This window comes from Streptococcus sp. HMSC063B03 (genome assembly GCF_001836965.1).
Classification (GTDB): Bacteria; Bacillota; Bacilli; order Lactobacillales; family Streptococcaceae; genus Streptococcus; species Streptococcus pneumoniae_F.
Genome location: NZ_KV831051.1, coordinates 28,305 through 42,626 on the forward strand (window position 1 = coordinate 28,305; position 14,322 = coordinate 42,626).

The following is a 14,322-nucleotide window of genomic DNA, read 5'->3' on the forward strand; positions in this document are numbered from 1 at the left end:
CTGGGCTTTATAAAGTAAAAACTGTTGAACTAATTTTTACTAATAAACACATTGACAAAAGACAACATTTTTTGTAAAATAAGAATCAATTAAATACCAACACCGAATGAAGTTTAATAGAAGTGGCAAATCGTTTGATTTTCCATGACTGTAAATGGACGGAACTCTGGAGAGACCGTAAAGGCACCGAAGGGGCAAGGCAGGCAACTGCTCAAACTCTCAGGTAAAAGGACAGAGCTAGGATAGACCGCTTTTTAGCATTTATCTAAGCATTCCAGAGTACATGTATCTTGCATGTGCTCTTTCTTTTGGGGTTGAAAAGATAGGAGAAGGAAATGTTAGAATTGCTTAAATCAATCGATGCTTTTGCTTGGGGACCACCCCTCTTGATTCTCTTGGTCGGGACAGGGATTTACCTAACTATTCGTCTAGGACTCTTGCAGGTTTTGCGGCTGCCCAAGGCCTTTCAGCTTATTTTTACTAAGGACAAGGGGCATGGGGATGTATCCAGTTTTGCGGCCTTGTGTACAGCCCTAGCAGCGACAGTTGGTACGGGAAATATTATCGGGGTGGCGACAGCTATCAAGGTCGGTGGACCAGGAGCTCTCTTTTGGATGTGGATGGCGGCTTTCTTTGGAATGGCTACCAAGTATGCGGAAGGACTACTAGCTATTAAATACCGTACCAAGGACGACCATGGTGCAGTAGCGGGAGGTCCCATGCACTATATCCTTCTAGGGATGGGAGAAAAGTGGCGTCCCCTTGCTATCTTCTTTGCCCTGGCAGGTGTCTTAGTGGCTTTATTGGGGATCGGAACCTTCACTCAGGTCAACTCAATTACAGAATCTATCCAAAATACAACCGCTATTTCGCCAGCCATCACCGCTCTTGTGTTGTCTGTATTTGTAGCAATTGCAGTCTTTGGTGGACTCAAGTCCATTTCAAAGGTTTCAACTACTGTTGTTCCTTTTATGGCTATCATCTATATTTTAGGAACTCTTACAGTTATTTTCTTTAATATTGGGAAAATCCCTGCCACAATCGCTTTAATCTTGACATCGGCTTTTAGTCCAGTTGCTGCGGTGGGTGGTTTTGCTGGGGCTAGCATTCGAATGGCTATTCAAAATGGTGTAGCGCGAGGTGTTTTCTCGAACGAATCTGGTTTGGGTTCTGCTCCCATTGCAGCTGCTGCGGCTAAGACAAATGAACCGGTAGAGCAAGGTTTGATTTCCATGACAGGAACCTTTATTGATACCCTCATTATCTGTACCTTGACTGGTTTAACCATCTTGGTAACTGGTGTTTGGAGTGGTGACTTGAATGGAGTTGCCTTGACTCAGTCAGCCTTCTCAACAGTCTTTTCACATTTTGGTCCTGCCCTTTTGACCATCTTCCTTGTACTCTTTGCCTTTACGACGATTCTAGGTTGGAACTATTACGGGGAACGTTGTTTCGAGTTCCTCTTTGGGGTTCGCTTTATCTGGCTCTACCGTGTGATTTTTGTACTCATGGTCTTGTTGGGAGGATTTATCGAGTTGGATATGGTTTGGATTATCGCAGATATTGTCAACGCCTTGATGGCTCTGCCAAACTTGATTGCCCTCTTAGTCTTGTCACCAGTCGTCATTTCTGAGACTAAAAAGTATTTTAATAAATAATGGAATCACACATTGCGTGTGATTTTTTGCTTTCATAAAAAATTTCTATCAGTGCAATTTAAAATATATATTATACACGGTATAGAATCTGTGATAGACTAGGTTTCAACAAAATGAAAAGAGGTTTTATGATGACAACATTTACAATCCATACAGTAGAATCAGCACCAGCAGAAGTGAAAGAAGTTCTTGAAACAGTAGAAAAAGATAACAATGGCTATATTCCTAACCTAATCGGTCTCTTGGCTAATGCACCGACTGCTTTGGAGGCTTACCGTACTGTCGGAGCCATTAACCGTCGCAACAGCCTGACACCCGTTGAGCGTGAAGTGGTGCAAATCACGGCAGCTGTGACCAATGGTTGTGCCTTCTGCGTCGCAGGTCACACAGCCTTTTCAATCAAACAAATCCAGATGAATGATGATCTTCTGCAAGCCCTTCGCAATCGTACTCCAATCGAAACAGATCCTAAATTAGACACTCTGGCTAAGTTTACTTTGGCAGTTATCAATACCAAGGGTCGTGTTGGAGATGAAGCCTTGGCTGAGTTTCTAGAAGCTGGCTACACTCAACAAAATGCCTTGGATGTGGTTCTTGGTGTCAGCCTAGCAAGCCTCTGTAACTATGCCAATAACCTAGCCAATACACCAATTAACCCAGAATTGCAACCTTATGCCTAATTCATATCTGAGTAAAATGAAGTCTGAAATAATCGGACTTCGTTTTTTAAGTCCTCATTTAAGTGCTTTTATGCTATACTGAAACTAACATGATTATTGGAGGTTAGGATGAAAAAACTCCCCTTGGTATTTTCTGGTTGTTTGCTAGGTTTGGCAGGAGCTGGAAATCTTATTTTAAATACGTTGCCGGTTCTATCCCATCTTTTTAGTCTGACTGGTTTGCTTTTGTGGATCTATTTTCTGCTTTTGCATCTCTTTAATTGGAAGGAAACCAAGCAGGAATTGACCAAGCCTCCTCTTTTGTCAGGCATGGCGACCTTTCCTATGGCTGGGATGATTTTATCTACCTATGTTTTTCGTGTGTTTTCTCATCTTCCTTTAGTAGCGCAAGGGCTCTGGTGGTTTTCATTTCTCTTGGATTTGGCCTTGATTGCTGGTTTCACCATCAAGTTTGCTTATCCGGGTCGGAGGGTTCATGCGACTCCTAGCTGGACGGTTCTCTATGTTGGGATAGCGGTGGCTGCCTTGACCTATCCTCTGGTAGGCATCATCGAAATTGCCTATGCGACATTGAGTTTTGGTTTTCTCTTGACCTTCTATCTCTATCCCCTTATTTATAGCGATTTAAAGAAACATCCACTCCCACTAGCCATGCTTGGACAAGAAGGAATCTACTGTGCTCCCTTCTCTCTACTCTTGGCTTCTCTGGTTCGAGTTGGAGGAGCCAGCCTACCAACTTGGGTCTTGATTGCCATGATCTTGGCTTCTCAATCCTTCTTTTTCTTTGTTTTAACTCGCCTGCCTAATATTTTAAAACAAGGCTTTCAACCAGCCTTCTCAGCCCTCACCTTCCCGACCATTATCACAGCTACCTCGCTCAAGATGGCTCAGGGAATCTTGAAACTTCCATTTTTGGATTATTTGGTACTGGCTGAAACTGTTATATGCCTAACTATTTTATTCTTTGTATTAGGCGCTTATCTGATTTGGTTACGAAAAAAGGTCTAGCTAGAAATAGCTAAACCTTATTTTTTATGGTTTGATAACTTCAGCTCCACCCATGTATGGACGAAGTGCTTCTGGGATGGTCACAGAACCATCTTCATTTTGGTAATTTTCAAGAATAGCAGCCACTGTACGTCCAACTGCAAGTCCAGAACCGTTCAAGGTATGAAGGAGTTTCACCTTGCCATCAGCTTCATCACGGTAACGGATTTGGGCACGACGGGCTTGGAAATCTTCTGTGTTTGAACAGCTTGAGATTTCACGGTAGGTATTTTGTGCTGGAATCCAAACTTCCAAGTCATAAGTCTTAGCAGCTGAGAAGCCCATATCTCCAGTAGAGAGAGCAACGACACGGTATGGAAGGTTAAGTTTTTGAAGAATGTTTTCAGCGTTGGCTGTCATTTTTTCCAATTCCTCATATGACTCTTCTGGTTTGGCAAATTTAACCATTTCAACCTTGTGGAATTGGTGCAAGCGGATCAAGCCACGAGTATCACGACCAGCTGAACCAGCCTCGGAACGGAATGATGGACTCATAGCAGTGAAGTAGATTGGCAGGTCTTTACCGTCAAGGATTTCATCACGGTAGTAGTTTGTTAGAGGAACCTCAGCTGTAGGAATAAGGACATAATTGCTGTTGCTGAGTTCAAAAGTGTCTTCCTTGAATTTTGGATATTGCCCAGTACCAAACATAGAGTCGTGGTTAACCATGTATGGTGTGATGACTTCAGTATAGCCTTCTTTTCCATGTTCATCCAACATAAAGTTGTAGATGGCACGTTCCAAACGAGCACCGAGTCCTTTATAGAAGAGGAAGCGAGCTCCTGTTACCTTACCGCCACGTTCCCAATCAAGGATACCAAGGTCTTCGCCAAGATCCCAGTGAGCTTTTGGCTCGAAATCGAACTCGCGCGGAGTCCCCCAACGGCGAACTTCCACATTGTCATCTTCATCAGCCCCAACAGGAACGCTGTCAGCTGGGATGTTTGGAAGAGTAGTGGTAAATTCTGTCAATTTAGCATCGATTTCTGCCAATTCAGCATCCAAGGCTTTGACTTCAGCAGATAGATTTTGCATGGCAGCAATCTTGTCATCTGCATTTTCCTTGTTGCGTTTGGCTTGGGCAATCTCAGCAGAAACTGTGTTGCGTTCTGCCTTGAGAGTTTCAACCTTGACTAAAATGTCACGACGTTTAGCATCGATTTCTTTCATTTCATTCAAGACAGCAGCATCTACACCACGTGTAGCCAATTTTTCTGCGACAGCATCAAAGTCTGTACGAATACGTTTGATATCTAACATAAGAACTCCTTTATGAAAAAAGCACACCTGACAAAGCGTTGGAGTGGCAGGGCCACGGTTCCATCCAACTTCACAGGTGTGCACTTGATTGTGTATGCAATTGTTACTAACGGTAGAATTTCACCTATCCCTCCTATCTGCTCGCAGCACCCGCAGACTTTCTGAAAGAAGAAGACAACCTACTTATCCGTTGCTATGATTATACTAAAGTTTCTACTTTTTTGCAAATAGATTTTTAAATTTTTGCCCAATGGTCTGAATCAGAGTTGGAAGTTTGACGACCTTGTCATTGCCCAGTTTTTCGCGAGCAATTTTGAGGATGGCACCTGAGTCTTTTGAAGCAAAGAGGAATTTTCCTCTGTCTGTAAAGACTTCGAAGTGACGACTGATTTTGCGACCAGAGACATTAGCTCCAATCTGGTTGATATGACTCCAAGGAATCTGGATAAATTGTTCGACATTGACATCTGGGTAAAATTCCAGAGCCTGATCTCCGACAAGGAATTTCCCAACTTTTCCAGCTATAGAGAGGTAGGAGGTGCCTGTCGTATTGAGGAGCACTGTTTTGTTAAGTGATTGGGCCATGATTAGTCTTCCTTACTTTCACCGAAAAAGGCATTGTAGAGGGCTTTAATTGCTGCTTTTTCTTGGTCTTTATTGACAACAAACATGATAGAAACTTCACTAGAACCTTGAGACATCATCTGGATATTGATCTTGTTTTCAGATAGAGCACGTGTAGCAGTAGCAGTTACTCCGATATGACTCTTCATTTTTTCTCCAACAATCATAATGATTGAAAGGTCGTGTTCGATTTCTGCATGGTCTACTTCAGCTTTTTGAACCAATTGACGCAGGATTTCTTCTTCCTTGATAGGAGTTAGTTCACGAGAACGGAGAATGATTGAAAGATCGTCGATACCAGTTGGCATATGTTCCCAACCAATGTTGAGGTCTTCAAGGATTTGCAGAACCTTGCGACCAAATCCAATCTCGCGGTTCATGAGGTATTTAGACATGTTGATGCTGACAAAGTCAGAATCACCGGCAATTCCTACAACTGGAAATTCATCACTACTGTGTTTTAGAACGATACGAGTACCTGGATGGTCAGGATTGTTGGTATTCTTGATAACCAGAGGAATTTTTCCTCGGTAGGCAGGAAGAAGAGCTTCGTCATGAAGAACTGAGAATCCTGCATAAGCCAACTCACGCATTTCACGGTAGGTCAACTCAGGAATCGAGTGTGGTTGGTGGATAATTCCTGGGTGAGCTGCAAAGATACCATCAACATCCGTAAAGTTTTCATAGAGGTCGGCTTTAACCCCTGCAGCAATGATAGAACCTGTAATGTCTGAGCCTCCACGTGAGAAGGTACAGATTTGATTTTCCTTAGTAACTCCAAAGAAACCAGGAATGACAAGGACTTCATTTGCATTTGTCAATTCTTCAATCTTGTCATAACTTGATGGCACGATGCGAGCGTTGCCCGGCTCACTTGTTACCACAATCCCAGCTTCTCTAGGGTGAACATAGCGTGCATCGATACCGTTTTGGTTAAAATAGGCAGCAATCAATTTGGCATTGTTGTTTTCACCCGCTGCTAGGAAAGTATCGTAGAGAAATTCGTTTTCTTCGATAGGAAGAGTTGCCAAGGCCCGAATACTTTTTGAAATTTTTTCTAGAACAGCTGGTTTCAGTTCCAATTCACTAACCATAGCGGCATAGCGTTCAATAATCCAGTTCTGACTTTTGCTAATATCGTTACCAGCAACATAGTCGCGGTAGTATTTAATCAAGGCATCCGTAACCTTAGTATCTTCAGCATTGCGTTTACCGGGCGCAGAAACGACCACAAAACGACGCTCTGAATCACTTTTGACAATGTTTAAAACTTTTTCTAATTGACTAGCAGAGGCAAGAGAGCTACCTCCAAATTTAACAACTTTCATAAGAACTCCTAAAGTAAGTATTTTATACGATTATAGCAGAAAGAAAGCCTTTTTTCAATGAAGAAAATAAGATGCGTTCTAGTATAAAGCGAGCCTTTCTAATCGGCTGAGACACTTTCAGTTGATTTTTTCTTGCTTTCTGATTTTAAAAAAGATATACTTTGAAAATAAAATAATTTAACCAGCTTATAAAATAAAAAGGAGTTCAAATGGAACACATTATTTATCAGCTTGAAGAGGATTTGGCAATCCTTACCTTGAATCGTCCTGAGGTCGCAAATGGTTTTCATATTCCTATGTGTGAGGAGATTTTAGAAGCTCTGACTTTGGCAGAAGAGGATTCGGCTGTGCATTTTGTCTTAATCAACGCGAATGGCAAAGTCTTTTCAGTTGGGGGAGATTTAGTAGAGATGAAGCGAGCAGTAGATGAGGATGATATTCCATCATTGACGAAAATCGCAGAATTGGTCAATACTATTTCTTATAAAATCAAGCAAATTGCTAAACCTGTCTTGATGGAGGTTGATGGGGCTGTTGCAGGTGCCGCAGCGAATATGGCTGTTGCTGCAGATTTCTGTCTGGCAACGGATAAGGCTAAATTTATCCAAGCCTTTGTTGGAGTTGGTTTGGCTCCAGATGCAGGAGGGATTCATCTCTTGAGCCGAAGTATTGGTGTGACGCGTGCTACTCAACTAGCCATGACAGGAGAGGCTTTGACAGCAGAAAAAGCTCTAGAGTGGGGTGTGGTTTACCGTATTTCTGAAGCTGATAAGTTAGAAAAAACCAGAGAACAGCTTCTTAAAAAATTAAGACGTGGTTCAAGCAATTCCTATGCTGCCATTAAGAAGTTGGTTTGGGAGAGCCAATTCAAAGATTGGCAAGATTATGCTACTTTAGAACTGAACCTACAGGAATCCTTAGCTCAAACAGAGGATTTCAAAGAGGGAGTTCGGGCTCATTCGGAAAGAAGAAGACCTAAATTTACAGGAAAATAAAAAAATACTTGCGCCATTCTTTGAACTTTGATATAATTCTTCTGTCAAATGTTTTGATTGTAAAAGTTTTTTTGAGAAGGAGGGAAAGAAAGTTTGGACTACCAACGAATTAATGAATATTTAACGTCTATATTTAACAATGTCCTCGTTATTGAGGAAGTTAGCTTGAGAGGTAGTCGTTTCAAGGATATCTCCATCAAAGAAATGCATACGATTGATGTGATTGGAAAAGTTCCAGATGTGACACCAAGTCAAGTGTCAAAAGAGTTGATGGTGACTCTTGGGACAGTTACGACTAGTTTGAATAATCTCGAACGTAAGGGTTATATTGAACGCATTCGTTCAGAACATGATCGACGTGTGGTGCATCTGCATTTGACAAAGAAAGGTCGCTTGGTTCATAGGCTACATAAACGCTTCCACAAGGCCATGGTTGAAAAAATCATTGATGGTATGAGTAAGCAAGAAATGGAGGTTATGAGCAAAGGTTTGACTAATCTTTATCAATTTTTGGAGGATTTGAGATAATGGCTTTTGCAAAAATAAGCCAGGTTGCTCATTATGTGCCAGAGCAAGTGGTTACAAATCATGATTTGGCTCAGATTATGGATACCAATGATGAGTGGATTTCAAGTCGGACGGGAATACGTCAAAGACATATCTCAAGAACAGAATCTACTAGTGATCTGGCTACAGAGGTTGCTAAGAAACTGATGACAAAAGCTGGAATCACAGGGGAGGAACTGGATTTTATCATCCTAGCTACCATTACTCCAGATTCGATGATGCCCTCTACAGCTGCTCGTGTTCAAGCTAATATTCGTGCTAATAAGGCCTTTGCTTTTGACCTAACAGCAGCTTGCAGTGGATTTGTATTTGCTCTTTCAACTGCTGAAAAGTTTATCGCTTCTGGTCGCTTTCAAAAAGGCTTGGTGATTGGTAGTGAGACCCTCTCTAAAGCAGTCGATTGGTCAGACCGATCAACAGCTGTTTTGTTTGGAGATGGTGCTGGTGGTGTCTTGTTAGAAGCTAGCAAGCAAGAGCATTTCTTGGCAGAAAGTCTCAATAGCGATGGAAGTCGCAGCGAGTGTCTGACCTACGGACATTCAGGCTTGCATTCTCCGTTTTCAGATCAAGAAAATGCAGATTCATTTTTGAAGATGGATGGACGCGCAGTCTTTGATTTTGCTATTCGGGATGTAGCCAAGTCTATCAAGCAGACTATTGATGAATCTCCTATAGAGGCGACAGACTTGGATTATCTGCTACTTCATCAGGCTAATGACCGTATTTTGGATAAGATGGCTAAAAAAATTGGTGTCGACCGAGATAAACTTCCAGCCAATATGATGGAATATGGCAATACCAGTGCAGCCAGTATCCCGATTTTACTTTCAGAGTGTGTAGAACAAGACCTTATCCGTTTAGATGGTAGCCAGACTGTTCTACTATCAGGCTTCGGTGGAGGTTTGACATGGGGCACGCTCATTCTTACAATTTAGGTAATCATGTGGTGAACACATTGTTATAAAAAAACTATTTATTTTAAAGGAGTCCTATCATGGCAGTATTTGAAAAAGTACAAGAAATTATCGTTGAAGAACTTGGAAAAGACGCATCAGAAGTAACACTTGAATCAACTTTTGATGATTTGGACGCAGATTCATTGGACTTGTTCCAAGTAATCTCAGAAATCGAAGATGCTTTTGATATCCAAATCGAAGCAGAAGATGACCTGAAAACAGTTGGTGACTTGGTTGCCTACGTTGAAGAGCAAACAAAATAAACAGAATATAAATAGAAGGAGTAGGGGAACCCGCTCCCTCTTGTTTAGGCAATAGTTTGATTGTCAAATTATGATGGTATCGAACTATTACGTAAGCAAGAAACGATGGAGGCACTATGAAAACGCGTATTACAGAATTATTGAATATTGATTATCCTATTTTCCAAGGAGGAATGGCCTGGGTTGCTGATGGTGATTTGGCAGGGGCTGTTTCCAAGGCTGGAGGACTAGGGATTATCGGTGGGGGAAATGCCCCTAAAGAAGTTGTCAAGGCAAATATTGATAAAATCAAATCATTGACTGATAAACCCTTTGGTGTCAACATTATGCTTTTGTCTCCCTTTGTGGAAGATATTGTAGACCTCGTTATCGAGGAAGGGGTTAAGGTAGTTACAACAGGCGCAGGAAATCCAAGCAAATACATGGAGCGTTTCCATGAAGCTGGTATTACAGTTATTCCCGTTGTTCCAAGTGTTGCCCTAGCTAAACGCATGGAAAAAATCGGTGCGGACGCTGTTATTGCAGAAGGAATGGAAGCTGGGGGACACATTGGGAAATTAACAACCATGACCTTAGTGCGCCAGGTGGCTGCAGCTGTATCTATTCCTGTCATTGCTGCAGGAGGGATTGCAGATGGTGAAGGTGCTGCGGCTGGCTTTATGCTAGGTGCAGAGGCTATTCAGGTTGGAACTCGTTTTGTCGTTGCAAAAGAGTCTAATGCTCATCCAAATTACAAGGCGAAAATTTTAAAAGCTAGAGATATTGATACTACGATTTCAGCCCAACACTTTGGACATGCTGTTCGAGCTATTAAAAACCAATTGACTCGTGATTTTGAACAAGCTGAAAAAGATGCTTTTAAACAAGAAAATCCAGATTTGGAAATTTTTGAACAAATGGGAGCGGGTGCTCTAGCCAAAGCGGTTGTTCACGGAGATGTGGATGGTGGATCTGTTATGGCAGGTCAAATTGCAGGCCTTGTTTCCAAAGAAGAAACCGTTGAAGAAATCCTAAAAGATTTGTATTACGGAGCAGCTAAGAAAATTCAAGAAGAAGCCTCTCGTTGGGCAGGAGTTGTAAGAAATGACTAAAACAGCCTTTTTATTTGCTGGCCAAGGTGCCCAGTATCTAGGTATGGGACGGGATCTCTATGATCACTACCCGATTGTCAAAGAAACGATTGATCAAGCGAGTCAGGTACTCGGTTATGATTTGCGTTATCTCATTGATACGGAAGAAGAAAAGCTCAATCAGACTCGCTATACGCAACCAGCTATTTTAGCGACTTCAGTTGCTATCTACCGTTTATTGCAAGAAAAGGGCTATCAGCCTGATATGGTTTCTGGTTTGTCTCTTGGAGAATACTCTGCCTTGGTAGCCAGCGGTGCTTTGAATTTTGAAGAAGCGGTTGCTTTGGTTGCTAAGCGTGGCGCCTATATGGAAGAAGCGGCTCCTGCTGGCTCTGGTAAGATGGTCGCAGTTCTCAATACGCCAGTAGAGGTCATTGAAGAAGTCTGTCAAAAAGCTTCTGAACTTGGAGTGGTTACCCCAGCCAACTATAATACACCTGCACAAATCGTGATTGGTGGAGAAGTGGCTGCAGTTGACCGAGCTGTCGAACTCTTGCAAGAAGCAGGTGCCAAACGCTTGATTCCTCTCAAGGTTTCAGGTCCCTTTCATACTGCTCTCCTTGAGCCTGCTAGCCAGAAACTAGCTGAAACTCTAGCTCAGGTAAGTTTTTCAGATTTCACTTGTCCCCTAGTCGGCAATACAGAAGCTGCAGTTATGAAAAAAGAAGACATTGCTCAACTTTTGACGCGTCAGGTCAAGGAGCCAGTTCGTTTCTATGAAAGTATTGCAGTTATGCAAGAAGCAGGTGTAACCAACTTTATCGAGATTGGTCCGGGGAAAGTCTTGTCAGGCTTTGTCAAAAAAATTGATAAAACAGCTAAACTAGCCAATGTTGAAGATCAGGCGAGTTTGGAAGCCTTGCTAGAAAACGAGTAATCCCTTCTCCCACAAATACAAGAGGAAACAGGAGAAAAGAATGCAACTAAAAAATAAAAATATCTTTATTACAGGTTCGAGTCGTGGGATTGGTCTTGCCATCGCTCACAAGTTTGCTCAGGCAGGAGCCAATATTGTTTTAAACAGTCGTGGGGCAATCTCAGAAGAATTGCTCGTTGAGTTTGCAGACTATGATGTCAAGGTGGTTCCTATTTCAGGAGACGTGTCAGATTTTGCAGATGCTAAACGTATGGTTGATCAAGCCATTGCAGAACTGGGTTCAGTAGATGTTTTGGTAAACAATGCAGGGATTACCCAAGATACCCTTATGATCAAGATGACAGAAGCGGATTTTGAAAAAGTGCTCAAGGTTAACTTGACTGGTGCCTTTAACATGACACAATCAGTCTTGAAACCGATGATGAAAGCCAGAGAAGGTGCTATCATTAATATGTCTAGTGTTGTTGGTTTGATGGGAAATATCGGTCAAGCTAACTATGCAGCTTCTAAGGCTGGTTTGATTGGTTTTACCAAGTCTGTGGCGCGTGAAGTGGCTAATCGCAATATCAGAGTTAATGCTATTGCACCTGGAATGATTGAGTCCGATATGACAGCTGTTCTATCAGACAAGGTAAAAGATGCCATGCTGGCGCAAATTCCTATGAAAGAATTTGGGCAGGCAGAGCAGGTTGCAGATTTGACAGTATTTTTAGCAGGCCAAGATTATCTAACTGGTCAAGTGGTTGCCATTGATGGTGGCTTAAGTATGTAGCAGAAGCTAGAGGTAAAAAAGATGAAACTAAATCGCGTAGTAGTAACAGGTTATGGAGTAACATCTCCAATCGGAAATACACCAGAAGAATTTTGGAATAGTTTGACAACTGGAAAAATCGGAATTGGTCCAATTACAAAATTTGACCATAGTGACTTTGATGTGCATAATGCAGCAGAAATCCAAGATTTTCCTTTTGATAAATACTTTGTTAAGAAAGATACCAATCGTTTCGATAACTACTCTTTGTATGCCTTGTACGCAGCCCAAGAAGCTGTTAATCATGCCAATTTAGATGTAGAGGCTCTTGACAAGGATCGTTTTGGTGTTATCGTTGCCTCTGGTATTGGTGGAATCAAAGAAATTGAAGATCAAGTGCTTCGCCTAAATGACAAAGGGCCAAAACGTGTGAAACCATTGACCCTTCCAAAAGCCTTGCCAAATATGGCTTCAGGAAATGTTGCTATGCGTTTTGGAGCAAACGGTGTTTGTAAATCTATCAATACTGCCTGCGCTTCATCAAATGACGCGATTGGGGATGCCTTCCGCTCAATTAAATTTGGTTTCCAAGACGTTATGTTGGTAGGTGGTTCAGAAGCTTCTATCACACCTTTTGCTATTGCTGGTTTCCAAACCCTAACTGCTCTCTCAACTACAGAGGATCCTACTCGAGCTTCTATCCCATTTGATAAGGACCGTAATGGTTTTGTCATGGGTGAAGGTTCAGGGATGTTGGTTCTTGAAAGTCTTGAACACGCTGAAAAACGTGGTGCAACCATCCTTGCTGAAGTGGTTGGTTACGGAAATACTTGTGATGCTTACCATATGACTTCTCCTCATCCAGAAGGGCAGGGAGCAATTAAGGCTATCAAGCTAGCCTTGGAAGAAGCAGAGATTTCTCCAGAGAAAGTAGCCTATGTCAATGCTCACGGAACGTCAACTCCTGCTAATGAAAAAGGAGAAAGTGGTGCTATCGTAGCTGTTCTTGGTAAGGAAGTACCTGTATCATCAACTAAGTCATTCACAGGCCATTTGCTAGGAGCTGCAGGTGCGGTAGAAGCTATCGTCACAATCGAAGCTATGCGTCATAACTTTGTACCAATGACAGCTGGAACAAGTGAAGTATCAGATTATATCGAAGCCAATGTCGTTTATGGACAAGGCTTGGAGCAAGAAATTCCATACGCTATTTCAAATACTTTTGGTTTTGGTGGCCACAATGCAGTTCTTGCTTTCAAACGTTGGGAGAATAAATAACTATGAATTTAAACGATATTAAAGACTTGATGGCCCAATTTGACCAGTCAAGTTTGAGAGAATTTTCTTATAGAAATGGGACGGATGAGTTACAGTTTAGCAAGAATGAAGCTAGACTTGTGCCTGAAGTTGCACCTCAGGTCGCTCCTGCGCCTGCTGTAGCAACACCAAGTCCAGTAGCTTCAACATCTGCTCCAGTAGAAACTGTAGTGGAAGAAGTTCCTGCTTCAGTTGAAGCAAGTGTAGCTGCTGAGGGAGATGTTGTAGAGAGCCCACTTGTTGGGGTGGCTTACTTGGCTGCTGGACCTGATAAACCTGCCTTCGTTTCAGTTGGTGATAGTGTCAAAAAAGGTCAAACATTAGTGATTATCGAAGCCATGAAAGTCATGAATGAAATTCCAGCACCTAAGGATGGTGTGGTAACGGAAATTCTCGTTTCTAACGAAGAAATGGTTGAGTTTGGTAAAGGATTGGTACGTATCAAATGATTGATATTCAAGGAATCAAAGAAGCTCTTCCCCACCGTTATCCTATGCTCCTAGTAGACCGTGTCTTGGAAGTGAGCGAGGATACTATTGTTGCCATCAAAAATGTGACCATTAATGAGCCCTTCTTTAACGGCCATTTTCCTCAATACCCTGTTATGCCAGGTGTTCTAATCATGGAAGCCTTGGCGCAAACTGCTGGTGTCTTGGAGTTGTCAAAACCTGAAAATAAAGGAAAACTAGTCTTTTACGCTGGTATGGACAAGGTTAAATTCAAGAAGCAAGTTGTACCAGGCGACCAATTGCTTATGACGGCAACTTTTGTAAAACGTCGCGGTAGCATTGCCGTGGTTGAAGCAAAGGCTGAAGTGGATGGCAAGCTTGCAGCTAGTGGTACTCTTACCTTTGCAATTGGGAACTAAG

General features: G+C 42.2%; 16 protein-coding genes and 1 riboswitch. Of the genes, 13 read left to right on the forward strand and 3 right to left on the reverse strand.

Going from position 1 to position 14,322, the window contains the following annotated elements:
- Nucleotides 1–156 precede the first annotated feature (156 nt).
- Nucleotides 157–245, forward strand: a riboswitch (glycine riboswitch).
- 90 nt (nucleotides 246–335) lie between these two features.
- From HMPREF2628_RS07240 to HMPREF2628_RS07250, 3 genes are all read left to right on the forward strand, one after another.
- Nucleotides 336–1,658: an alanine/glycine:cation symporter family protein gene (locus HMPREF2628_RS07240; RefSeq protein ID WP_070842768.1), complete on the forward strand. Its 1,323-nt coding sequence runs from the start codon at nucleotides 336–338 to the stop codon at nucleotides 1,656–1,658.
- A 131-nt stretch (nucleotides 1,659–1,789) separates the two neighbouring features.
- Nucleotides 1,790–2,338 (forward strand): carboxymuconolactone decarboxylase family protein, encoded by a 549-nt coding sequence (locus tag HMPREF2628_RS07245; protein WP_000206768.1) that lies wholly within the window; start codon nucleotides 1,790–1,792, stop codon nucleotides 2,336–2,338.
- A 108-nt stretch (nucleotides 2,339–2,446) separates the two neighbouring features.
- Entirely contained in the window at nucleotides 2,447–3,346 is a 900-nt protein-coding gene (locus tag HMPREF2628_RS07250; protein WP_070842769.1) for a TDT family transporter, read from the forward strand.
- A 24-nt stretch (nucleotides 3,347–3,370) separates the two neighbouring features.
- Here HMPREF2628_RS07250 and serS read toward each other — a convergent pair whose 3' ends face one another.
- From serS to HMPREF2628_RS07265, 3 genes are all read right to left on the reverse strand, one after another.
- Entirely contained in the window at nucleotides 3,371–4,645 is a 1,275-nt protein-coding gene (gene serS, locus HMPREF2628_RS07255) for a serine--tRNA ligase (protein WP_070842770.1), read from the reverse strand.
- A 213-nt stretch (nucleotides 4,646–4,858) separates the two neighbouring features.
- Complete coding sequence (locus HMPREF2628_RS07260; RefSeq protein WP_049487025.1) at nucleotides 4,859–5,230, reverse strand: DUF956 family protein; 372 nt, start codon at nucleotides 5,228–5,230, stop codon at nucleotides 4,859–4,861.
- Between the two features lie 2 nt (nucleotides 5,231–5,232).
- Nucleotides 5,233–6,597, reverse strand: a complete 1,365-nt coding sequence (locus tag HMPREF2628_RS07265) for an aspartate kinase (protein ID WP_070842771.1) — start codon at nucleotides 6,595–6,597, stop codon at nucleotides 5,233–5,235.
- 209 nt (nucleotides 6,598–6,806) lie between these two features.
- Here HMPREF2628_RS07265 and HMPREF2628_RS07270 point away from each other — a divergent pair, with 209 nt between their 5' ends.
- From HMPREF2628_RS07270 to fabZ, 10 genes are all read left to right on the forward strand, one after another.
- Entirely contained in the window at nucleotides 6,807–7,592 is a 786-nt protein-coding gene (locus HMPREF2628_RS07270; RefSeq protein ID WP_070842772.1) for an enoyl-CoA hydratase, read from the forward strand.
- A 93-nt stretch (nucleotides 7,593–7,685) separates the two neighbouring features.
- Nucleotides 7,686–8,120 (forward strand): fatty acid biosynthesis transcriptional regulator FabT, encoded by a 435-nt coding sequence (locus HMPREF2628_RS07275; protein WP_000386356.1) that lies wholly within the window; start codon nucleotides 7,686–7,688, stop codon nucleotides 8,118–8,120.
- Nucleotides 8,120–9,094 carry a beta-ketoacyl-ACP synthase III gene (locus HMPREF2628_RS07280; protein ID WP_070842773.1) on the forward strand — a complete coding sequence of 325 codons (975 nt, stop codon included), beginning with the start codon at nucleotides 8,120–8,122 and terminating at the stop codon, nucleotides 9,092–9,094. Before HMPREF2628_RS07275 ends, HMPREF2628_RS07280 begins: the two co-directional genes overlap by 1 nt.
- 59 nt (nucleotides 9,095–9,153) lie before the next feature.
- Nucleotides 9,154–9,378, forward strand: coding sequence for an acyl carrier protein (locus HMPREF2628_RS07285; RefSeq protein WP_000257838.1), 225 nt, complete (start codon nucleotides 9,154–9,156; stop codon nucleotides 9,376–9,378).
- A 116-nt stretch (nucleotides 9,379–9,494) separates the two neighbouring features.
- A complete protein-coding gene (gene fabK / locus HMPREF2628_RS07290) occupies nucleotides 9,495–10,469 on the forward strand; it encodes an enoyl-[acyl-carrier-protein] reductase FabK (protein WP_049500269.1) in 975 nt (324 codons plus the stop codon).
- The gene (gene fabD, locus HMPREF2628_RS07295; protein WP_070842774.1) at nucleotides 10,462–11,385 is read left to right on the forward strand and encodes an ACP S-malonyltransferase; all 924 of its coding nucleotides are present in this window, start codon (nucleotides 10,462–10,464) and stop codon (nucleotides 11,383–11,385) included. The genes fabK and fabD overlap by 8 nt, the downstream gene beginning before the upstream one ends.
- A gap of 40 nt (nucleotides 11,386–11,425) precedes the next feature.
- Complete coding sequence (fabG, locus tag HMPREF2628_RS07300; protein ID WP_070842775.1) at nucleotides 11,426–12,157, forward strand: 3-oxoacyl-[acyl-carrier-protein] reductase; 732 nt, start codon at nucleotides 11,426–11,428, stop codon at nucleotides 12,155–12,157.
- A gap of 21 nt (nucleotides 12,158–12,178) precedes the next feature.
- Nucleotides 12,179–13,414, forward strand: a complete 1,236-nt coding sequence (gene fabF, locus HMPREF2628_RS07305) for a beta-ketoacyl-ACP synthase II (protein WP_070842776.1) — start codon at nucleotides 12,179–12,181, stop codon at nucleotides 13,412–13,414.
- Between the two features lie 2 nt (nucleotides 13,415–13,416).
- A complete protein-coding gene (accB, locus tag HMPREF2628_RS07310) occupies nucleotides 13,417–13,902 on the forward strand; it encodes an acetyl-CoA carboxylase biotin carboxyl carrier protein (protein WP_001052238.1) in 486 nt (161 codons plus the stop codon).
- Nucleotides 13,899–14,321: a 3-hydroxyacyl-ACP dehydratase FabZ gene (gene fabZ, locus HMPREF2628_RS07315; RefSeq protein WP_070842777.1), complete on the forward strand. Its 423-nt coding sequence runs from the start codon at nucleotides 13,899–13,901 to the stop codon at nucleotides 14,319–14,321. The genes accB and fabZ overlap by 4 nt, the downstream gene beginning before the upstream one ends.
- The last annotated feature ends 1 nt before the right edge of the window (nucleotide 14,322 follow it).